Genomic DNA, 21676 nt, shown 5'->3' with positions numbered 1-21676 from the left:
GGTTCCACGAACGCCGGCGTGACGTAACGATTCCATGGAGGCTCAGCCCGGCACCCGCGCTTCTCGTCCGCTGCCCGGCTCGCCGATCGGCTCGGCGGGGCTGATCCTGCTCGGCGCCCTGCTCCTGTTCTCCCCCCTGCTGGAGGGCGGCACCACCCATCAGGCGGCCATGGTCATCCGGCTCGCGATCCTGATGCTGGCCGGCTTCTGGCTGGCGACGCTGGTCCGGAGCGGCGTGCTGCTCTGCCCGCCGATGGCGGTCGGTCCGGCCGTCGCCGCCTATCTCGGGCTTGCCGCCCTCTCCGTCGCCGGCTCCGCCTATCCCAACCAGAGCCGACAGTGGCTGCTCGTGCTCCTGGGCTACGGCGCGCTCCTCTACCTGCTCCGTCTGGCCCTCGGGACCTGGCCGCGCCTCCGAGGCTTGGTTCTCGTGCTGGTCGCGGCGGGGACGGCGGAGGCGGGCCTGGCGCTCTGTCAATGGTGGGCCGGCGCGGCGAGGCCGACCGGCACCTTCTTCAACCCGAATTTCCTCGCCGGCTACCTCGCGGTCGTCGCCTGCCTTATCCTCGGCCACCTCTGCTACGCCCGCTGGACGACCGTCGGGGGGCGTCCGGGGCGTGTCCGTCTCGCGGCGGCGGTCACCGTGTTGATCCTGCTGCTCGCCGCGCTCATCGGCACCGGCTCGCGCGGCGGGGCCCTGGCTCTGACGATCGGAGCGGGGCTCGTCCTCCTGCTGCGGTTCGGACGCGCGGGCCTGACCGCAGTGGCGCTGATCGTGGCGGTCGGCGCGCTCGTGCCGAACCCGGTGCGGGACCGGGTCGCGGCCGAGCACCGGGCGAACCCGGAAGCCTATACCCGCTGGGCGCTGTGGAGAGCGTCGCTTGCGGAGATGCGCGACCACCCCCTCGGGATCGGCCTCGGGCTTTACCAGTACGCCTATCCCCGCTACGCCGTGCCGGTGGAGGGCGAAGTGGCGCGATACGGGAAAGCGGCGGCCACCGCCCACAACGAATATCTCCAGATGGGAGTCGAGCTCGGGCCGATGAGCCTGCTCCTCTTCGGCTGGGGCGTCCTGCTGGTGGCGGGGGATGCGAGGGCGAGCTGGCGGGCCCGACTCCGACGGGAGGAGCGAGGGCTTTTGGGGGGGCTCGTCGGCGGCGCGACGGCGGCGCTCGCCCATGCGGCGGTGGATTCCCCGCTCCACGAGCCGGCGATCGCGATCGCGCTGACGCTCTGCGTCGCGGGAACCCTCGCGATCGGCGGCCTGCGGCGCGGGGCTCTCCCGGCCCGCGTCGTGCCGGTCCGTTCGCGCGCGGCCTGGGGCGTCGTCGGCGCGGCGGCGCTCGCCGTGGCGGCCGTGGAGGTGATCCGGATCGGCGTCGGGTGGTCGGCCTACGAGGAGGGCCGGCGGGCGTCGGGCGGCCCGGACCTTCCCGCCGCGATCGCCCACTTCGAGCGGGCGGCCGCCTGGGACCCCGGGAAGGCGCTCTACCGGAGCGCGCTCGGCGGCGCGGCCTTTCAGCTCTACGAGCGGACGGGGCGTTCGGAGGCGGCGGCGGCGGCCGTGGCGGCGCTCGAGACGGCCGCGGCGCTGAACCCGTTGGACGGACGGCTGCCGGCCCTGCTCGGGCGCGTGCAGGCGGCGCTGGCGGCGCGCGGGGGACATCGAGGCGCCGAGCACCTGCGTGCGGCCCTGGCCGCCTACGGGCGAGCGGTCGAGCTAGAGCCCTTCGCGCCGCACTATCTCTTCGAGTTGGGTCGGCTGCACGCCGCGCTCGGCGACGGGGACGCGGCCGAGGCGGCGGTCCGGCGGGCGGTCGAGATCGAACCGAACTTCCTGCCGGCTCGGGAGTGGCTTGCCTGGCGGTACCTGGACAGCGGCCGCCTCGGGGCGGCGAGCCGCGAGTACCGCGAGATCGTCGAGCGCCAGCAGCGGTTCGCGGACCGCACGAAGACGCCGCTGGAGGAGCGGTTCCTGTCGGCCAACGCGCGCGCGCTCGGGGCGGAGCTCGACCGGGCAGGAGCACGGACATGAGCACGGACATGAGGGTGAAGGGGCCGGCTATCGGCAGGGGCCCGCGGGGGGCGGCGGTCCTGCTCCTGGCCGGCGCCGCCGCCGCGGTCGGGGTGCAGGTATCGCTGGACCGACACCGCCCTCCGGCGGTCCGGCTGGCCGAATTTTCCCTCCTGCCGCGGGGGGAGTACCTGCGCGTCATGGTCTTGGGCTATCGCGAGCTGGTCGCCGACCTGATCTGGCTCAAGGTCGTGCAGCAGCTCGGCGACCGGGAGCAGACCGTCGAAGGGTACCGCGCCGCCGCCCGCGCCGTGGATGTCCTGACGGACCTCGACCCCAAGTTCGCCTTCGCCTACCAGGCGACCGGGGCCATCCTGACGGTGTGGGCGAAGCTCCCTCAGGAGAGTGTCGCCCTGCTGGCCAAGGGCATGGCCGAGAACCCCGACGTCTGGCAGCTCCCCTTCTACCTCGGTTACAACTACTACTTCGAGCTCCATGATCCCGCGCGGGCGGCGCTGTACTTCCGCAAGGCTGCGCTCCTGCCCGGTGCGCCGGCCTACCTGCCGAAGCTCGCGGCCCGGATGACCGTGGAGGCGGGCGAGCCGGCGGCGGCCATCGAGTTCCTCCGGCGGCTGCTCCAGCAGACCCAGGATGAGCGGCTGAAGGAGGGGCTCATGGAGCGGTTGCGCGAGGTCGTGGCGGAGCGCGACATCCGGCTGCTCGAGCGGGCGGTCCGCGACTATCGCGACCGACGCGGGGCGATGCCGGAGCGGCTCGACGACCTCGTGTCGGCGGGGTTGCTCCGGCGGCTGCCCACGGAGCCGTGGGGCGGGGAGTATCGCCTGAACCGGGCCGACGGCAGCGTGCAGAGCAGCGGGCTGGGCCGGCGGCTGCGCGTGCACCGGCCCGAGCCCTGACCCCGGGGTGTCGACCATGGAGGTGCTGCTCGTGGAGGGATTGACGAAGGAGTTCGCGTCCGGCTGGCCGGGCCGGCCCCCCGTGCGGGCGCTGGATGGAGTGTCCTTCTCCGTCCGCCGCGGCGAAATCTACGGCTTCCTCGGGCCGAACGGCGCGGGCAAGACCACGACGCTGAAGATCCTCCTGGGCCTGACCAGGCCGACGAGCGGCACGGCCGAGGTCCTCGGCCTCCCGGCGGGCGACGTGCCGACCCGCGCGCGCGTCGGGTTCCTGCCGGAGGCGCCCTATTTCTACGATTACCTGACGGCGGAGGAGTTCCTGGGCTTCTACGGCCGGCTGGCCGGGCTGGATCGCGTCGAGCTGGGGCGGCGCGTGGCGGAGCTGCTTAAGCAGGTCGGCCTGGCCGAGGCCCGCCGGCGCCAGCTCAGGAAGTTTTCCAAGGGCATGCTGCAGCGGGTCGGGCTCGCCCAGGCGCTGATCCACGACCCGGAGCTGGTGATCCTCGACGAGCCGATGTCGGGCCTGGACCCCATCGGGCGCAAGCAGGTGCGCGACCTGATCCTGGGCCTGCGGGACCGGGGCAAGACCGTCTTCTTCAGCACGCACATCATCCCCGACGTGGAATTGCTCTGCGACCGCGTGGGCGTGCTGGTGCGGGGACGGCTGCGGGCCGAGGGGCGGATCGACGAGCTGACCGGCCGCGGGCGCGCCCGGTCGGTGGAGGTGGTCTGCGAGGGGCTGGACGACGCGGGAAGCGGAGCGCTCGCGGCGCTCGCCGCGCGGGTGCTCCATCGCGGGCGCCGGTCGCTGCTCGTGCTTCCCGGCCCGGAACGGCTGGAGGAGGTCCTGGCGGCGATCCGGGCGCGCGGCGGACGGCTGGTGTCCGTGACGCCGGAGAAGGGGTCCCTGGAGGAGCTGTTCGAGGAGTCGGCCGGCGGGCCGCCGGCCGAGCGGGCCTGAGCCATGCGGCGGATCGGGGTGATCGCCCTCAATACGTTCCGCGAGAACGTACGGGACCGCATCCTGTACAGTCTGCTCCTCTTCGCGCTGCTGCTCATCGGCGCCTCGGTCGTGCTGGGCGGGCTGACCATCGCCGAGCGGGAGAAGATCGTGACGGACATGGGGCTCGCGGCCATCAACGTCGTCGGCGTCGTCATCGCCGTGTTCGTCGGGATCGGGCTCGTGAGCAAGGAGATCGAGCGGCGGACGATCTACACGATCATGGCGAGGCCGATCAGCCGGAGCGAGTTCATCCTGGGCAAGTACGCGGGGCTGGCCCTGACGCTGCTCGTGACCATCGCGGTCATGCTCGCCGTCTTCCTGGCCGTGCTCCGAATGGTCCAGGCGCCGGTGCGGTGGGCGCTCGTCCAGGCCGTGGCGTTGATGGGCGTCGAGGCCCTGCTCGTGACCGCGCTGGCGCTGTTCTTCTCGACCTTCACGACGGCGACGCTGAGCGCCATCATGACGCTCGGCCTCTACGTGATCGGCCACCTGACGGGCGACCTCAAGGGGCTGGCGGAGAAGAGCCAGAGCGAGGCGGTCCAGGCGGTGACCACCGCCCTGTACTACCTGATCCCCAACCTGGAATTGTTCAACGTGAAGGGGCCCGCGGCCCACGGCCAGCCCATCGGCCTGGCCTACCTGGCGCTCGGCACGGCCTACGGCGCGGCCTACCTCACCCTGCTCCTCGCCGCGGCCTGTTTGGTCTTCCAGCGGCGGGACTTCTGAGGCGGTGATGGCGAAGGGCCTGCCGACAGCCGCATCCTCCCCCGATCCGGCCGCCGCCGACGCGGGGCCCCTCTGGCCCTCCCGGCTCGGCTCCTGGGGCGGCCCCGGCGTGTCCGGCGAGCACCTGCGGGACCTGTTCCTCGTGCTGACCGCGAAGGAACTGAAGGTCCGCTACAAGGGGAGCTGGCTGGGCTACCTCTGGTCGGTGGCCAATCCCCTGGCCTTCGCGCTCATCTACGTCCTGGCCTTCGGGGTCGTGATGCGGGTGGACATTCCGCGCTATCCGCTCTTCTTGATCGCCGGCCTCTTCCCCTGGCACTGGCTGGCCCATACGCTCAGCGCGGCGCCGACGATCTTCCTCGCCAACGCGCCGCTGGTGAAGAAGGTGCGGTTTCCCCGCCAGATGCTCGTCGCGGCGACGGTGCTCAACGGCGGCCTGCACCTGCTGCTGTCCGTGCCCGTGATCGCGGCGTGCCTGCTATGGTCTGGGCTCGGCCTCTCCTGGACCTGGCTCGTCGGGCTGCCGCTCCTGCTGGGGGCGCAGTTCCTCCTGGTCTACGGGGCGGCGCTGGCGGTGGCGTCGGTCAATCTGTTCTTCCGCGACCTCGACCGGCTCACGGGCCTGCTGGTGACGTTCCTGTTCTTCCTGACGCCGATCGCCTACTCGATCGACATGGTGCCGGAGCCCTATCGCGGGCTGGTCCCCCTGAACCCGGTCGCGCCGCTGATGCTGGCGTGGCAGGAACTGTTCCTGCGCGGGGTCCTCGCCTGGCCGCTCGTCGGCCTGAGCGTCGCCTACGGACTTGCGGTCTGCGGGCTCGGCTCGCTGGCCTACCGCCGGCTCGCGCCGCGATTCGCCGAGGTCCTATGACGGTCGTCCGGTTCGACCATGTCTCCAAGCGCTACCCGCGGTACGAGCAGGTGCTGGGCGGGATCAAGGCCGCGCTGTTCCGGCTGCCGGAGACGATGCGCGGCCTGAGGGCGGGGCAGTTCGTCGCGCTGGACGACGTCTCGTTCGAGATCGCGCGGGGCGAGACGGTCGGCCTGATCGGCGCGAACGGGTCGGGGAAGAGCACGGTGCTGGGTTTGATCGCCGGCGTGCTGACGCCCCAGGCGGGCCGGGTCGAGGTGCGCGGCCGGGTCTGTCCGCTCCTGGAGCTCGGCGCGGGGTTCCACCCGGAGCTGACGGGGCGGGAGAACGTCATGCTGAACGGCGTCCTGCTGGGCCTGACGCGGCGGGACGTGCGCGCGCGGCTGGACGCGATCGTCGCGTTCAGCGAGCTGGAGGAGTTCCTCGACCAGCCGATCCGGACCTATTCCAGCGGGATGCTGGCGCGGCTCGGGTTCTCGGTCGCCGCGCACCTGGACGCGGACATCCTGTTGATCGACGAGGTCCTGGCCGTGGGCGACCTGCATTTCCAGGCCAAGTGCCGGGAGAAGCTCAGGGAATTCCAGCGACGGCGGGTCACGATCGTGCTGGTATCCCATGCCGTCGAGGAGGTCCGGCACCTGTGCGGCCGGGTGGTTTGGCTGGACCATGGGCGTCTGGTCGGCGACGGGGAGCCGGGGACGATGCTGAGTCGGTACGCCGAGCGGGCCTCGAGCGCCCAGGCCGCCCGGCCGCCGACGGCCCCGTGACCGGGCGAGGACGAGGACGAATGGAACAGGACGAGAGGCAGACCATGGGGGCCGGTGGCGGGTCGTCCCAAGGGGTCGAGCCCTCGCGCTATGACCGGGACTACTACGACAAGGGCTTCGGGCCGGTCCCCTACGATCGCGGCCAGCGCGAGTGGATGGCGTTCTTCGGGACGATCGCGGACCGGATCGTCGCAGAGATCAAGCCGGCCCGGGTGCTCGACGTGGGATGCGCGAAGGGTCTGCTGGTCGAGGCGCTCAGGGACCGGCGGGTGGAGGCTTTCGGGATCGATGTGTCCGACTACGCGATCGGCGAGGTCCGCGAGGACATCCGCCCCTACTGCCGCGTCGCGTCCGCCCTGGACTCCTTGGAGGGGCCCTACGACCTCATCGTCTGCATCGAGGTCTTGGAGCACCTGACGGAGGAGGAGGGGCGGCGGGCGATCGCGAACCTCTGCCGGAACACCGACGACATCCTGTTCTCCTCCACGCCGGACGACTTCACGGAGCCGACTCACGTGAACGTCCGGCCGCAGTCGTACTGGATCGCGCGCTTCCTGGAGCACGGCTTCGCGCTCGACTCGGAGTTCGACGCGGAGTTCGTCGCGCCCCATGCCATGCGGTTCAAGCGGGGCGTCGGGCCCCCCCCGCTCGATGGGGTCCTCGGGGCCTGCCGGCGGCTGCGGCGCGAGGTCCGGGACCTCGGCCGCGAGACGCAGGAGCTACGGCGCCGCCTGCAGGCCGGGGAGGAGCGGGTCGCCGACCTGACCCACCAACTCCTCACGATGCAGCAGACCGTCGGGTGGAAGCTCCTAAAGCGGGCCTTGGCGGTCAAGAATCGGCTCTGCCCGCCCGACACCGCCCGGGGGCGTGCCTACTGGGCCTTCCGCCGGGCGGTCGAGGTACTTCTCGACGAGGGGGGGCGGATCCTCCTGTCCAAGCTCCGCGCGCAGGTCGGCCGGGTTCTGAGGGGACGGGGATTCTTGGTCCGGGTACCGCCCACGGGCCTCGACCTGAACGGGCAGTATCGGCTGTGGCTGGAGGCGCATCCGGTGACGCCGGACCTGATGGAGGAGGCGAAGGCGGAGATCGGGCGGTTCACATACCGCCCGCTCATCAGCATCGTCACCCCCGTCTACAACACCGACGAGCCCTGGCTCCGGCGCCTGATCGAGTCCGTCCAGGCCCAGCTCTATCCGCACTGGGAATTCTGCCTGGCCGACGATGCCTCGACGCGCGGCCACGTGCGACGGCTGCTGGACGAAGCCGCCGCGGCCGACCCTCGGATCAAGGTCCGGCACCTGGAGCGGAACGAGGGGATCGTCGGGGCGTCGGCCAGGGCGCTCGCGATGGCGACGGGGGAATTCGTGGGGCTGCTGGACCACGACGACGAGTTGTCGCCGGACGCGCTGTACGAGGTCGTCAAGCGGCTCAACCGGGAGCCGGACCTGGACTTTCTCTACTCGGACGAGGACAAGCTCGAGCCGGACGGCCGGCGCGTGGAGCCCTTCTTCAAGCCCGGGTGGAGCCCCGAGCTCCTGCTCGCCATGAATTACATCACCCACTTCAGCGTGTTCCGGCGGAGCAAGCTGGCGGAGAGCGGCGGGTTCCGCGCCGGCTTCGACGGCAGTCAGGACTACGACCTGATCCTGCGGTTCACGGAGCGGACCGACCGCATCGCCCACATCCCCAAGGTCCTGTACCACTGGCGGAAGATTCCCGGCTCGGCGGCCTCCTCGACGGGCGCGAAGCCCTACGCCTACGAGGCGGCCCGCAAGGCCCTCGCGGAGGCGCTGGCGCGTCGCGGACTGGACGGCACCGTCGAGGGCGACGGCCCCGGACGGTACCGGGTGCGCTACCGGCTGCGGGACCGCCCCCTCGTGTCGATCGTCATCCCGACCCGCGATCGGCGGCTCCTCCTGGAGCAGTGCCTCTCCAGCCTCCGGGAGAAGACCGACTACGCGCCCTACGAGGTCATCGTCGTGGACAACGACAGTCGGGCCGCCGACGCGATCGCCTACCTGGAGGAGATTCGGGACAGGGCGCTGGTCCTCCGGTGCCCGGGCCCGTTCAACTTTTCGGCGATCAACAACCTCGGCGCCTCGCGGGCGGCGGGCCGGCACCTGCTCTTCCTGAACAACGACACGCAGGCCGTCCGCCCCGACTGGCTCACGGTGATGGTCGAGCAGGCGGAGCAGCCCGGGATCGGTGCGGTCGGGGCCAAGCTGCTCTACCCGGACCGGCGCATTCAGCACGCCGGCATCGTGCTCGGGGTACGCGGCTTCGCCGCGCACGCGTTCAAGCACCAGGCGGGCGGCCGCGACACCTACTACGGGTTCGGCGAGACGGTGCGGAACTGCAGCGCCGTGACGGCGGCCTGCCTCCTCGTGCCGCGTGGTGTCTTCGAAGAAGCGGGCGGCTTCGACGAGCGGCTCCCCGTGGCCTTCAACGACGTGGACCTCTGCCTGCGGATCAGGCAGCGGGGCTACCGGATCGTCTACACGCCGAAGGCGGAACTCCTGCACTACGAATCCGCGACGCGGGGCGGCCTCCATCCGCAGGCGGATGAGGACCTGGCCTGGCAACGCTGGGGCGACCTCATCAGCCGCGGCGATCCCTACTACAACCGGAACCTGACGCTGTCGCGCGAGGACTGGAGCCTGCACCTCTGAGCGGCACCGCGAGGACCGATGCACGTCGTCTATTTTTCAAAGTACAGCGAGCAGGGGCCCAGCAGCCGGCACCGCATCTACCAGTTCCTGCCGGCCCTGGAGGCCGCCGGCATCCGCTGCGTCGTCCGCCCGCTCTTCGGGCGGACCTACCTGAGGCTGCTTAGGGTCAGGCTCGGAGTCCTCCGAGTCCTCCTCACAATTCCCTATTGCCTGGTCAGGTTCCTGCGGCGGGCCTGGGACCTCCTCGCGGTGCGCGGCGCGGATCTGGTCGTGATCGAAGCGCAACTGTTCCCCTACGCCCCGCCGGTCGTCGAGCGGCTGCTCGCCCGCCTGGGCTGTCGCCTCCTCCACGAGTACGACGACGCGATCTATCTGACGTGGGGCCACCGGCGGAAGATTCCGTGCCTGTCCCGGCTGGCGGTCGGGACGATCGTGGGCAACGAGGAGCTGGCGCGGGAAGCCGGCCTGCACGGCGTCCGGGCCGTCGTCGTGCCCACCGTCGTGGACACGGAGCGGTTCATCCCCGCGCCGGCCGGCCCGTCGCGCCGCGCCGAGGCGCTCACGATCGGCTGGATCGGCCTGGCGTACAACCTGTCCTACCTGGAGGCGCTCGCGCCCGTCTTCCGCCGGCTCCAGCGCGCGCACGGGGTCCGGCTCCGGGTGGTCTGCTCGCGGCCGCCCCGGCTGGCGGGGGTGCGCGTGGAGTTCGTGCCCTGGCGGCTCGAACGGGAAGTGGAAGACCTGCGGGGATGCGACATCGGGATCATGCCGTTGCCCGACACGGCCTGGGCCAGGGGCAAGTGCGGCCTGAAGCTCCTGCAATACATGGCCGTCGGCCTGTCCGTCGTGGCGTCGCCGGTCGGGGTGAACCGGGCGATCATCGTGGACGGCGAGAACGGGCTGCTGGCGGGCACCGAGGCCGAGTGGGAGGAGCGGCTGGGGCGACTCTTGAGGGAGGAGACGACGAGGGCCCGTCTGGGACGGGCGGCCAGGCTGACCGTCGAGCGGTGCTACGCCCTCCGGGTCTGGGCCCCGACGGTGGTCGCGCTGTACCGCCGGTTCGGGGCACGGACGGTCGCGGCGCGGGACCCGGGCGCCGAGGCCGGAGGAATCCCTCACCCGACCAGCCGGGCCCTGAAGGCCCGGACGGAGCCCTGACCCATGCTGCTGCTGATTCTCACCTTCGTCCTCGCCGTGCTGCTGGCCCTCGCCGGGGTGCCCGTGGCGCGCCGCGCGGCGTTGAAGTTCGGCATGGTGGACGCCCCGGACGGACGGCTCAAGCGCCAACAAGAACCGGTTCCCTACCTGGGCGGCCTGGCCGTCTACCTCGCCTTCCTCGTCAGCCTCGCCTTCACCTTCGAGTTCCGCCAGGATGTCCTCGGGATGATCCTGGGGGGCACGCTCATCGTGATGCTCGGCCTGATCGACGACTTCGGCGTGCTCTCGCCGGGCGTGAAGCTGGCGGGTCAGGGGCTCGCGGTGTTCGTGCTCATCAAGAGCGGCATCTGCATCCAGATCGCCGCCCTGCCGGACTGGCTCGCGCTTGCGCTCACGGTGGTCTGGATGCTCGGGATCATCAACGCCTTCAACCTGCTGGACATCATGGACGGCCTCTCGGCGGGCGTGGGCCTGATCGCCTCGCTCTTCCTCCTGGCCGTGGCCCTGTTGAACGGCGACCGGGTGATCGCCTTCATGGTCACGGCGCTGGCCGGCAGCCTCCTGGGATTTCTCCGGTACAACGTCCACCCCGCCCGGATCTACATGGGCGACGCGGGCGCGCTCTTCCTCGGCTTCATGCTCGGCGCGCTGGCGATGATCGGCCAGTACCGCGGCAGCCATCCGCTGGCCCTCGCCGCGCCGCTCCTGATCCTGGGCGTCCCGATCTTCGACACCCTCTACGTGATGGGCATCCGGTGGCGGCGCGGCCGGCCCGTTTTCCTCGGCAGCCCGGACCACCCGGCGATCAGGCTGCGGCAGCGGGGACTCTCGGTCCCCGGGGTCGTCATCCTGAGCTACGGCGCGTCCCTGCTCATGGGCGGGGTCGGCCTCGCCGTGCTCTGCCTCGACGGCGGCGCGGCGGCGGCCCTGGTCGGCGCCACGCTGGGCGGGCTCGCGCTGGCGGGCGTCCTGCTCACGCGACTCGAGTCGCCCAAGCCCGTGCCCGCGCCGAGCCTGGGTGCGAGGGGAGGGGCCCCGTGATTCTGGTCGTGGGCGCCGGTCTGGCCGGTCTCAGCACGGCCTACCATCTTCGGGAGACGCCCTGCTGCGTCGTGGAGCGGGAGCAGGAGGTGGGCGGGCTCTGCCGGTCCTATCGGGTGCGGGGCTTCACCTTCGACATGACGGGCCATCTCCTGCATTTCCGGCGGGCGGAGATCAAGGCCTTGGTGGAGGGGCTGCTCGACGGCCGCCTCGCGCGGCACCGGCGCCGGTCGTACATCTACTCGTACCGCACATTCACGGAATATCCCTATCAGGTCAACACCCATGGCCTTCCGGCGGAGGTCGTCCGGGACTGCCTCCTGGGCTTTATCGAGACCCTGAGCCGAAACGCCGACGCGCCGAGGGAGGAGCCCCTCTCGTTCAAGCAATGGATCCTCGACCATCTCGGCGAGGGCTTCGCCAGGCATTTCATGGTGCCCTTCAACGAGAAGCTCTGGCGGGTCCCGCTGGAGGAGCTGACCTCGGACTGGGTATCCTGGCTGATCCCGAAGCCCGAGCTCAAGGACGTCGTCAACGGCGCCCTGGGCGTCAAGGACCGCGCCTTCGGCTACAACCCCACCTTTCTCTACCCCGCCGAGGGCGGCATCGAGCTGCTGCCCAGGGCTTTCCTGCCGGCGGTCGGAGAGGTCCGGTGCGGGGAGGAGCTGTTGGAGGTGGACAGCGCGCGCCGCCGGGCCGTCTTCCGCGTCGGGGCGAACGGAACCAGGACGGTGGACTATGATCGGCTCGTCTCCACGATCCCGTTGCCCGAGCTCGCGCGCCGTTGCGCCGACCTGCCGGCGGCCGTCCGCGAGGCCGTCGAAGGGCTGCGCTGCGTGTCGGTCTACAGCGTGAACCTCGGCGTGGCCCGCGAGCGGATCACGGACAAGCACTGGATCTACTTCCCGGAGCCGGAGTTTCCCTTCTACCGGGCGGGCTTTCCGATGAATTTCTCGCCCTCGCTCGGCCCGCCCGGCTCTAGCTCCCTCTACGTGGAGATTGCGCACAGGCCCGAGGAGGTGCTGGATCGGGCGGAGGTGCTGCGCCGCGTCCGCGCGGGGCTGGCGCGGGCGGGGCTCCTCCGGCCCGACGAGGAATTCGCCGTCGCGGACATCCGCGACATCCGGTACGCCTATGTCCTCTTCGATCGGCACCGGGCTCGGGCGGTGCCGGCGATCCTGGCCTGGCTGGAGCAGCGGGGCATCCACTCGATCGGCCGCTACGGCCGCTGGGAGCACAGTTCGATGGAGGATGCGATCGGCCAGGGCAAGCACCTGGCGGAGCGGCTGCGCGCCCCGCGGGCGGCGCATGACCGGAGCCCGGCGCCGGTCCTGGCGGGACCATGACCGGGCCGGCGGTCGTCGCCCACGTCGTCACCAAGCTGGAGCTCGGCGGGGCGCAGCGGAACACCCTCTACACCGTCGCCCACCTGGACCGGCGCCGCTTCCGGTCCCTGCTGATCACGGGAGAGCCCGGCCTCCTGGACGAGGAGGCCCGCTCCCTGCCCGAGGTGGAGTTCCACCGCGTCCCCTCGTTGGTCCGGCCCATCCACGCCCCGCTCGACCTGCGGGCCCTCATGGACCTGACGCTGCGGTTCAAGCGGTTGCGGCCAGCGATCGTCCACACGCACAGCTCCAAGGCCGGCATCCTCGGCCGCTGGGCCGCCCGGCTCGCCGGGACGCCGGTCATCATCCACTCCATCCACGGGTTCGGCATCACGCCGGACCAGCCGCCCCTCCTGCGCCGGGCTTTGATCGCGCTGGAGCGGCGCACCGGCCGCATCACGACGCGCTTCTTCGCCGTCTCCGAGGCGAACCGACGGCAGGGCGTCGCGCTCGGCCTGTTCCCGCCGGAGCGATGCGCGGTGATCCGGAGCGGGATCGATCTGGAAGCCTTCCGTGCCTGCCGCGTGGACCGGCGCGGCAAGCGGCTGGAGCTGGGCCTGGACCCCGACCGTCCCGTGGTCGGCATGGTCGCGCCCTTCAAGCCGCAGAAGCGCCCCCTCGACTTCCTGCGGGTCGCGGCCTCGGTCCGCCGTCGGCGAGCGGACGCGCAGTTTCTCATGGTCGGGGACGGCGCGCTGCGGCCGGCGATCGAGGCGGGGGTTCGGAGTCTCGGCTTGACCGGCACGGTCAAGCTGGCGGGCTGGCGGTGGGACGTGCCCGAAGTTCTCCGCTGCCTGGACGCGCTGGCGCTGACCTCGGCCTGGGAGGGGCTGCCGCGGGTCTACCTGGAGGCGCTGGCCTCCGGCGTGCCGGTCGTCGGCACGGCCGTGGACGGCGCCGCCGAGGTGGTCCGCGACGGGGAGAACGGCTTCCTCGTCGCGCCCGGCGACGTCGAGGCGCTGGCCGAGCGGCTCCTGTGGCTCCTGGACCATCCGGAGGAGGCGGGGCGGATGGGGGCGCGCGGGGTCGCGCTTCCGCCGGAGTTCGACGCGCGCGACATGGTACGGCGTCAGGAGGCCGAATACGAACGGCTCCTGGAGGAGGCGAGGGCGGCCGGGCGCTTGAGTGTCACGCGGGGCTGTGGTACACCAGCGCAGCAACACGCGACCGAGTCACCGTCCGATCGGGTCAGCCCCGCCGGCTCGACCCGCCGCGGGAGTCCCCTCGCATGAACGTGCCGCTCCTCGACCTCAAGGCCCAGTACCGGCAGATCAAACCAGACGTGATGGCCGCGATCGAGGCCGTCTGCGACGAGCAGGGGTTCGTGCTCGGGCCGCGCGTCGCGGCCCTGGAGCAGGCGCTGGCCCGCTATGTCGGGGCGCGGCACGCCGTCGGCGTGACCAGCGGGAGCGACGCCCTCCTGCTCGCGCTGATGGCCGTGGGCGTCGGGCCCGGCGACGAGGTCGTGACCGTGCCCTTCACCTTCTTCGCGACGGCGGGGGCCGTCTCCCGGCTCGGGGCGCAGCCGGTGTTCGCCGACATCCGACCGGACACCTTCAACCTGGACCCGGCGCGGCTGGAGCGCGCGATCACGCCGCGGACGAAGGCGATCATCCCCGTGCACCTCTTCGGGCAATGCGCGGAAATGGAGGCGATCGGCCGGATCGCCCGCGCGGCGGGGGTCGCGGTCATCGAGGACGCCTGCCAGGCCATCGGGGCGAGCCGCCACGGCGTGAAGGCCGGGGTGCTGGGCGACCTCGCCTGCTTCAGCTTTTTTCCCACGAAGAACCTCGGGGGCTTCGGCGACGGCGGGCTGGTCACGACGAACGACGCGAGGCTGGCGGACGCGGTGGCGATGCTGCGCGTCCACGGGAGCCGGACCCGGTACGTCCACGAGGCCATCGGAATCAACGGCCGGCTGGACGCGCTGCAGGCGGCCGTCCTCACGGTGAAGCTCGCGCACCTGGACCGCTGGACGGAGGGGCGGCGGCGGAACGCGACGCGCTACGAGCGGCTCTTCGAGCAGGCGGGGCTCGCGGGGCGTGTGACGCTCCCCGTGACCCAGCCGGGCAACTACCACGTGTTCAACCAGTTCACGATCCGCGCGCAGAAGCGGGACGAGCTGCGGGCGTGGCTCACCGACCGCGGCGTCGGCAGCGAGATCTACTACCCGCTGCCGCTCCACCTGCAGGACTGCTACCGGAGCCTGGGCCACCAGAAGGGCGACTTCCCCGAGTCCGAGCGCGCCGCCGAAGAGGTGCTCTCCCTGCCCGTCTATGCCGAGCTGACCGACGAGCAACTGGCCTACGTCGTCGAGCAGATCGCCGCGTTCTACCGCTCCCACTGACGCGCGCTCCCACTGACGCGCCCGCCGCAGCGTCGCGGCACCCCTCGCGGGAGGCTCAGCCGTCCGTCAGCTTGTGGCTGAGGGCGTAGCGCACCAGCGCGGCGCGGCCGTGGATCTGGAGCTTCTGCCGGATGCGGGCCGCGTGGTTCTCCACCGTCCGGACGCTCAGGTTCAACTGGGCGGCGATCTCCTTGTCGCCCAACCCCTCCGTGATCAGCTTGAGGATCTGGAGCTCCCGCCGGGAGAGCTTGGCGGAGGGCTGCATCTGTGCCTGCCCGTTGGGTCCCTCCGGCTCCTGGTTTTCCTGCACGGAGTAGACGAGGCCGTCGCTCGGGGGGACAACGGTGCCCGGCTCCAGGTAGAAGGTCAGGCGGCAGTCGTGCGGGGGGACGCCGGCCCCTCGCCGGAGCGAGAGGGCGGCCTCCTTGAAGTAATGTTCCGCCATGCCGGTCAGCATGGCCGCCTCAATGTGGCAGTAGTGGTGGTCGTAGGCCGCCCGGGCGCCGAACGGACAGGTGCTGATCTGCAGGGTGATCGCCTGGGGGGTGGAATCGATCGAGGTGAACCGCCAGGCTCCCGGCTGTTCGAGGGAAGAGAGGCAGGCGAGGAAGTCCTCGCGGGTGGAGGGCGCCGCGCGCCGGGGACCGGTCTGCAGCCGCTCAAGCTGGATCCGCGCCAGGGTGCGGCCGATCCGCTTGAGGGTGCCCTGGATGACGCTGGGATGCAGGACATGGGCGACCGAGTCGAGCAGGCCGTCCAGAATCCGCTGCAGGAGCCGCTGCATAGGGTCTTTCCCTCTGGGCACTCAGCCGGGGAACCATTCTACGCCCCTAACAGCGACTTGACCACAGGAGTTAGGGCTCAATGACCGAGGGTGCAAGCTCTCCTTGTGTCCCCTTCCGGATCACCCGATAGGAGGTTGGCAGACCTGCCCGTGTGCGAGGCGGTGGAAGCCGCCCGGCCGGCGAGGAGGGGCGCGGGGTCGCGGTCGTGGCGGCGGGGTGGACCGCCGATCCTCCCCCTCCGGGAGGTCGCCGGCCGCCTGCTCTCCGGCGCGGGCGGCTCGGGGCGGTCAAGGGAGCTGGCGGATCGGCCGGGCGCACGTCGGGGCGGATCGTCGTTCCTGGTAACGGAGCGTCCCTCGTACGCGCCCGGCGGCAGGGTGTCGGCGCGGCGACGCCCGTTCCCGCAGCAGGCCGTCGCGAAGCGCGCGCCGTTCGTCGGCCGCGGCGCCCGTCCGAGGCCGGGCTTTCCTGGGCGGTGGGGCGCAGCGACCGCTAGCTCGTCACCGCCCCCTCGGAGGCTGAGGAGACGTGGCGGGCGTACTTGGCCATGACGCCGCTCGTGTAGCGCGGCGTCGGCGGCTTCCACTTGCTCAAGCGGGCCTTGAGCTCCTTTTGCGTCAGCGCCACGTCCAGCCGCCGCTTGGGCACGTCGAACACGATCATGTCGCCGTTGCGGATCGCCGCGATCGGCCCCTTCTTCGCGGCCTCGGGCGCCACGTGCCCCGCCATCAAGCCGTGCGTGGCGCCGGAGAAGCGCCCGTCGGTGAGCAGCGCCACCGAGTCGCCCAGCCCCTCGCCGACGATCGCCGCCGTCACCCCCAGCATCTCCCGCATGCCCGGCCCGCCCGCCGGCCCCTCGTAGCGGATCACCACGACGTCGCCCGGCCGGATCTGCCGCGCCTTGACCGCGGCGAAGGCGTCCTCCTCCCGGTCGAAGACCCGGGCCGGCCCGCGGAACGTCAGCATCGAGTGGCCCGCCACCTTCACCACGCAGCCCTCGGGCGCCAGGTTGCCCTTGAGGATGACCAGCCCGCCGGTCGGCTTGATCGGGTCGGACAGGGGGCGCAGCACCTGCTGACCGGGCGTCTCGACCGCGCCCCGCGCCTCCTCGCCGATGGTCCGGCCCGTGACGGTCGGCCGGTCCGCGTGCAGCATGCCGGCGTCGAGCAGGCGCTTGGCCACGAGCGTCGTCCCGCCGGCCGCGTAGAGGTCGGCCGCCGTGAAGCGGCCGCCCGGCTTCAGGTCGGCCAGGAGCGGCACCTTCCGGTTGATCGCGTCGAAGTCGTCGATCGTCAACCGCACGCCCGCCTCCCGTGCGACGGCCAGCAGGTGCAGGACCGCGTTGGTCGAGCCGCCGGTCGTGGCCACGGCCGCGATCGCGTTCTCGATGGACTTGCGCGTGATGATCGCCCGCGGGCGCAGGTCCCGCTTGAGGAGGTCCATCACCATCCGGCCGCACTCGAAGGCCGCGTCGTCCTTCCGCGCGTCCATGGCCGGCACGCCGTTCAGGCCCATCGGCGAGATGCCCAGGAACTCGAAGGCGATCGCCATGGTGTTGGCGGTGAACTGGCCGCCGCAGGCGCCCGGGCCGGGACAGGCATGGTCCTCCAGGTCCTTCAGCTCCGCCTCGGTCATCTTGCCCGCGGAGACCTTCCCCACCGCCTCGAAGACGTCCTGGATCGTCACGTCGTGCCCCTGGAACTTGCCCGGCAGGATGGAGCCGCCGTAGAGCATCAGCGAGGGCACGTTCAGGCGGGCCAGGGCCATGACCGTGCCGGGGATCGTCTTGTCGCAGCCGGAGAGGGCGACGACCGCGTCGAATAGATGCCCGCGCGCGACCAGCTCGATCGAGTCCGCGATGACCTCGCGGCTGACGAGCGAGGCCTTCATCCCCTCCGTGCCCATCGAGATGCCGTCGGAGACGGCGATCGTGTTGTACTCGATCGGCGTGCCCCCGGCCGCCCGGATGCCGGCCTTCACCCGCTCCGCCAGGCGGCGCAGGTGGTAGTTGCAGGGCATGACCTCGATCCAGGTGTTCGCGACCCCTACCAGGGGCCTCGTGAGGTCCTCGTCGGTGAACCCGACGGCCTTGAGCATCGCGCGCGCCGGCGCGCGGCCCGGGCCGTCGAGCAGGGTGCGGCTCCTGTGCGTACGATCGATCGACATGGTTCGCGGCATGGCTGGCTCAGTGCTCCTTCCCGGACTCCTTGCCCCCCTCCTTGCCTTCCTTCCCGTAGCCCTTCATCCGGTCGTGAGCGGCCTTGAGCTTCTCGCGCTGCTCGGGCGTGAGCAGCGCCTTGGCCTCGCGCTTGGCCTTGATCGCCGCCATCCGGAGCCCCACCTCCAGCTCCTCGCTCTGCTTGACCTTCGCCTCGATCGCGGCCATGTCGGACTTCTCGTCCTCCAGGAGGGCCTGCAGCTCGCGCTCGGCGACCATGATGTCCGCCTCGGTCTTGATGCGCGTCCTGTCCAGGTCGAGCTGGAGAGCCTTGAGCTTGGCGACCTGCTCGTCCGTCAGGCCGAAGCCCTTGGCGTACTTGAGCAGGCTGCGGATCAGGTGCCCCGCGCCGCTGTGGCCGCCCATTCCGTGGCCGCCGTAGCCCTTGCCGTACCCTCCGCCGTGCCCGTCACAGCATCCCTTGCCGCGCTCCCGGCCGTACCCCTCGCCCTTCCCGTACCCGTCGTCCTTGCCGTGGCCCTTCTCCTTTGCCTGGCCTTCCATCTTGCCGTGGCCGGGGCCCATGCCCCCCGGTTCCGGGTCGGCCAGGGCCGGCTGCACGCCGAGCCCCAGCAGGGCCATGACCGCCACCATGCCGATGAGTGCGCGTCCGATCATCGTGAGCCTCCTTCCAAGACAGCAAGCGCGGCGACGCGGGGGCCCGCGTCCGGCCGCGCGGTCAGCGGAACTCGCAGGGGCCTAGCTTGCCAGAGCGACGGTCCTCAACGCAAGCGGCGGGATCGCGTCGCCGCCCGCGTCTCACTTCGCGCGGCGCAGGAGGTCGGCGCGGGGGTCGGGACGCGGCGTGCGCCCGAGCTGCTCGAACAGGCGCCGGTCCTCCTCGCTCAGGGCGGCGGGCAGCACGACCTGGAGGACGAAGAACAGGTCGCCGGCCCCCTCGGCCTTCGTGGGCAGCCCCTTGCCCTTGAGCCGCAGCTTGGCCCCCGTGCTGCTGCCCGGCGGAATCTTCACGCGCACCGTGTCCGTCACGGTCGGGGCGACCACCTCGGCGCCGAGGGCCGCCTCCCAGGGCCAGACGGGCAGCGTGGCCGAGAGGTCGGCGCCCCGCCGCTCGAACACCGGGTGCGGCTCGATGTGGACCTGGAGATAGAGGTCTCCGCGAGGGCCGCCGTTCGCGCCGGGACCGCCCTTGCCGGGCACCCGCAGCCGGGCTCCGTCCGCGACGCCGCGCGGAATGCGGACCGCGAGCGTGCGCGATTCGACGCGACGGCCACTTCCGCCGCACGGGCCGCAGGGACGACCGCGCTGCATCCCGGAGCCGCCGCAGGCGGCGCAGGGCAGGGGCTCGGACAGCCGCACGCGGCGCGTGGCGCCGGTCATCACCTCCCGCAGCGTCACCCGCACCTCGGTCTCGATGTCCGCGCCGGCCTCGGCCGCATCCTCCGCGGCCTCGCCCCGGGCGCGGCCGCCGAAGAAGCGCTCGAACAGGTCGGCGAAGTCGAAGCCCTCGCCCGTCGTTGGGCCCGGCCCCGCCTCCCAGCCGAACCCCCCTCCGCCGCCGGCCGCGCCAGCGGCCTCCTGGGCGCGGGCATAGGCCTCGGCCTCCTGCCAGCGATGGCCCCAGCGGTCGTACTTCTTCCGCTTGTCGGGGTCGCTCAACACCTCGTAGGCCTCGTTCAATTCCTTGAAGGCCTGCTCCATCTGGGTCTTGCGCGCGCCCTGGTGCAGGTCCGGATGGTACTGGCGGGCGAGCCGGCGGTAGGCCTTCTTGAGGTCGTCGGGGCCGGCGGTCCGAGGGATGCCGAGGATCTCGTAGTAATCTCGCTGGGTCGTGGCCATGGCGGTGTCGTCGTGCGGGGGCTCCTCCGACCCAGCTTACGGATTGCCCCTCGCCATTGCAAGGGTGGCCGGGCCCCGGTCCTCACGGCTCGCCGATCGGCCGGTAGAGCTCCGGGCGCCGGTGGGGGAAGAGCGGCTCCTCCTTGCGCCAGCGTTCCGCCTCGGCGAGGTCGATCTTGGCCTGCAGTACCTCCTCGCGCTCCCCGGCCGCGGCGACCACGTCGCCGCGCGGGTCGAGGACGAGGCTTCCTCCGTAGTAGTCGCGGCCGGCGCGGTTCGCGAAGACGACGAAGACCTGGTTGTCCAGCGCGATGCTCGTCAGCCGGCGGAGGATGAACCGACGGTCGAAGGCGCGGGGGACCGCCGCGATGACGACGATCGTCTGCGCGCCCGAGAGGGCCAGCACCCGCGCCGCCTCCGGGAAGGCGCTGTCGTAGCAGATGAGGATGCCCAGCCGGTCCGGCCCCTCGCCGAAGACGGCGAGCTTGTCCCCCTCGTCGAAGATCTCGGTCCAGTGGACGTGGGTCTTGTGGTAACGGCTGATGCGGCCGCGGTCGATGTACACGGCGGAGTTGTAGAGGCGGTCGTGCTCCCCGTACAGCTCGCCGTAGATGATCCGGCAGGCGAAGCGGCGGGCGTAGACGTACATCTCCTTGTTGACGTCGCGGCGTGTCCGGCGGATCACGTCGAGCACCTCCTGCCTGGTCGCCATGCTGTAGAGGTGGCCGTGCAGGACCAACTCCGGGAAGACGATCAGGTCGGAGGTGCGGAACTCGCGGATCGTCCGCTTGATCTTGTGCAGGTTCGCGTCGATCTCCCCGGCCCGGATGTCGAGCTGGGCGATGGCGATGGTGCGCTGGGTCATGGCCTCTCCTCCTCACGCCGGTCCGGCCCAGTCCGCCCGGCGGCCGTCGAGGAACAGGTGCAGCCGGTCGGGCGGGAGGGCCAGGGTGAGATGGTCGCCGGGGGCCGGCGCGCGGTCGCGCGGGACCCGCGCGCTCAGGCGCCGGTCCCCGACCGTCACGTGCAGCAGGCGGTCTGCGCCGAGGTCTTCCACCGCGTCGAGCTTGGCCTCCAGGTGCGGGGCCGGCGCGGCCGGCGGGTCCAGGCGGATGTCTTCCGGCCGGATGCCGAGCGTCGCGCGGACCGGGGGCGCGGCCGGCGGCTCGCGCAGCGCCGGGATTTCCAGGACCAGGGCGCCCGAGCGGAACCGCCAGGCGTCGCCGCACCGCTCGACCGTCCCCTCCAACAGCGTCATGGCCGGATGGCCGATGAACCCGGCGACGAAGGGGTCGGCCGGCCGCTCGTACAGCCGGGCCGGCGCGTCCACCTGCCGGAGGCGGCCCCGGTCCATCACGGCGATCCGGTCGCCCAGCGTCATGGCCTCCACCTGGTCGTGGGTCACGTAGAGCAGGGTCGCCCCCAGCCGGCGGTGCAGGCGCTTGAGCTCCAGCCGCATGGAGGCCCGGAGCGCGGCGTCCAGGTTCGAGAGCGGCTCGTCGAACAGGAAGAGCTTGGGCTTGCGGACGATCGCGCGCCCCATCGCCACCCGCTGGCGCTCGCCGCCGGAGAGGGCGGCGGGCCTGCGGTCGAGCAGCGCCTCGATGTCCAGGAGCCGCGCCGCCTCCGCGATCCGCGCCTCGATCGTCGGCCGGGGCGTCCGCCGCATCGTGAGCCCGAAGGCGAGGTTCTCGCGGACGGTCATGTGCGGGTAGAGGGCGTAGGATTGAAAGACCATGGCGATGTCGCGCCGGCTCGGCGGCAGGTCGGTCACCGCCTCGCCCCCGATGCGCACCTCGCCAGCCGTCGGCGCCTCCAGCCCCGCCACGATGCGGAGCAGGGTGGACTTGCCGCAGCCGGAGGGCCCGAGCAGGATCACGAACTCCCCGTCGGCGACCCGCAGCGACAGCTCCTCGATCACGACGTGCGCCCCGAACCGCTTGGTCACGCCCCTGAGCTCCAACTCGGCCATCGG

Annotated in this window: 18 protein-coding genes; 12 read left to right on the top strand and 6 right to left on the bottom strand. The window is 71.8% G+C overall.

Translation table 11 applies throughout. From position 1 onward, the window contains the following. Nucleotides 1–34 precede the first annotated feature (34 nt). The 12 genes from AC1U7O_RS14390 to AC1U7O_RS14335 are packed head-to-tail and all read left to right on the top strand — an operon-like array spanning nucleotide 35 to nucleotide 14898. Nucleotides 35–2035, top strand: a complete 2001-nt coding sequence (locus tag AC1U7O_RS14390) for an O-antigen ligase family protein (protein WP_479895522.1) — start codon at nucleotides 35–37, stop codon at nucleotides 2033–2035. After that, nucleotides 2032–2931, top strand: a complete 900-nt coding sequence (locus AC1U7O_RS14385; RefSeq protein WP_479895520.1) for a hypothetical protein — start codon at nucleotides 2032–2034, stop codon at nucleotides 2929–2931. The genes AC1U7O_RS14390 and AC1U7O_RS14385 overlap by 4 nt, the downstream gene beginning before the upstream one ends. A gap of 16 nt (nucleotides 2932–2947) precedes the next feature. Continuing rightward, nucleotides 2948–3892: an ABC transporter ATP-binding protein gene (locus AC1U7O_RS14380; RefSeq protein WP_479895662.1), complete on the top strand. Its 945-nt coding sequence runs from the start codon at nucleotides 2948–2950 to the stop codon at nucleotides 3890–3892. A gap of 3 nt (nucleotides 3893–3895) precedes the next feature. Further along, nucleotides 3896–4660: an ABC transporter permease gene (locus AC1U7O_RS14375; RefSeq protein WP_479895519.1), complete on the top strand. Its 765-nt coding sequence runs from the start codon at nucleotides 3896–3898 to the stop codon at nucleotides 4658–4660. Nucleotides 4661–4667: 7 nt separating this feature from the next. Then, nucleotides 4668–5531 (top strand): ABC transporter permease, encoded by an 864-nt coding sequence (locus tag AC1U7O_RS14370; RefSeq protein WP_479895518.1) that lies wholly within the window; start codon nucleotides 4668–4670, stop codon nucleotides 5529–5531. Beyond that, entirely contained in the window at nucleotides 5528–6298 is a 771-nt protein-coding gene (locus AC1U7O_RS14365; protein ID WP_479895517.1) for an ABC transporter ATP-binding protein, read from the top strand. Before AC1U7O_RS14370 ends, AC1U7O_RS14365 begins: the two co-directional genes overlap by 4 nt. A 20-nt stretch (nucleotides 6299–6318) precedes the next feature. After that, nucleotides 6319–8967, top strand: coding sequence for a glycosyltransferase (locus AC1U7O_RS14360; protein ID WP_479895516.1), 2649 nt, complete (start codon nucleotides 6319–6321; stop codon nucleotides 8965–8967). 18 nt (nucleotides 8968–8985) lie between these two features. Beyond that, a complete protein-coding gene (locus AC1U7O_RS14355; protein WP_479895515.1) occupies nucleotides 8986–10125 on the top strand; it encodes a glycosyltransferase family 4 protein in 1140 nt (379 codons plus the stop codon). Nucleotides 10126–10128: 3 nt separating this feature from the next. Further along, entirely contained in the window at nucleotides 10129–11166 is a 1038-nt protein-coding gene (locus AC1U7O_RS14350) for an MraY family glycosyltransferase (protein ID WP_479895514.1), read from the top strand. After that, the gene (locus AC1U7O_RS14345; RefSeq protein WP_479895512.1) at nucleotides 11163–12512 is read left to right on the top strand and encodes a protoporphyrinogen/coproporphyrinogen oxidase; all 1350 of its coding nucleotides are present in this window, start codon (nucleotides 11163–11165) and stop codon (nucleotides 12510–12512) included. The genes AC1U7O_RS14350 and AC1U7O_RS14345 overlap by 4 nt, the downstream gene beginning before the upstream one ends. Further along, nucleotides 12509–13783: a glycosyltransferase family 4 protein gene (locus tag AC1U7O_RS14340; RefSeq protein WP_479895511.1), complete on the top strand. Its 1275-nt coding sequence runs from the start codon at nucleotides 12509–12511 to the stop codon at nucleotides 13781–13783. The genes AC1U7O_RS14345 and AC1U7O_RS14340 overlap by 4 nt, the downstream gene beginning before the upstream one ends. Continuing rightward, nucleotides 13780–14898, top strand: coding sequence for a DegT/DnrJ/EryC1/StrS family aminotransferase (locus tag AC1U7O_RS14335; protein WP_479895509.1), 1119 nt, complete (start codon nucleotides 13780–13782; stop codon nucleotides 14896–14898). The genes AC1U7O_RS14340 and AC1U7O_RS14335 overlap by 4 nt, the downstream gene beginning before the upstream one ends. 55 nt (nucleotides 14899–14953) lie before the next feature. On the opposite strand, the gene AC1U7O_RS14330 is transcribed toward AC1U7O_RS14335, so the two are convergent. The 6 genes from AC1U7O_RS14330 to AC1U7O_RS14305 form a co-directional block, all read right to left on the bottom strand. Then, entirely contained in the window at nucleotides 14954–15682 is a 729-nt protein-coding gene (locus tag AC1U7O_RS14330) for a helix-turn-helix transcriptional regulator (protein ID WP_479895508.1), read from the bottom strand. A gap of 493 nt (nucleotides 15683–16175) precedes the next feature. Next, on the bottom strand, nucleotides 16176–17849 hold the full coding sequence (gene ilvD, locus AC1U7O_RS14325; RefSeq protein WP_479895661.1) for a dihydroxy-acid dehydratase: 1674 nt from the start codon (nucleotides 17847–17849) through the stop codon (nucleotides 16176–16178). 19 nt (nucleotides 17850–17868) lie between these two features. Then, nucleotides 17869–18519 (bottom strand): Spy/CpxP family protein refolding chaperone, encoded by a 651-nt coding sequence (locus AC1U7O_RS14320; protein ID WP_479895507.1) that lies wholly within the window; start codon nucleotides 18517–18519, stop codon nucleotides 17869–17871. A 141-nt stretch (nucleotides 18520–18660) separates the two neighbouring features. Further along, nucleotides 18661–19701, bottom strand: a complete 1041-nt coding sequence (locus tag AC1U7O_RS14315; RefSeq protein WP_479895506.1) for a DnaJ C-terminal domain-containing protein — start codon at nucleotides 19699–19701, stop codon at nucleotides 18661–18663. 82 nt (nucleotides 19702–19783) lie between these two features. After that, the gene (locus AC1U7O_RS14310) at nucleotides 19784–20566 is read right to left on the bottom strand and encodes a carbon-nitrogen hydrolase family protein (protein WP_479895505.1); all 783 of its coding nucleotides are present in this window, start codon (nucleotides 20564–20566) and stop codon (nucleotides 19784–19786) included. Nucleotides 20567–20578: 12 nt separating this feature from the next. Beyond that, nucleotides 20579–21673, bottom strand: a complete 1095-nt coding sequence (locus AC1U7O_RS14305; protein ID WP_479895504.1) for an ABC transporter ATP-binding protein — start codon at nucleotides 21671–21673, stop codon at nucleotides 20579–20581. Nucleotides 21674–21676: the final 3 nt, after the last annotated feature.

It is taken from the genome of Candidatus Nitrospira neuquenensis (assembly GCF_979578155.1).
This window is presented reverse-complemented; position numbering and strand designations above follow the sequence as displayed.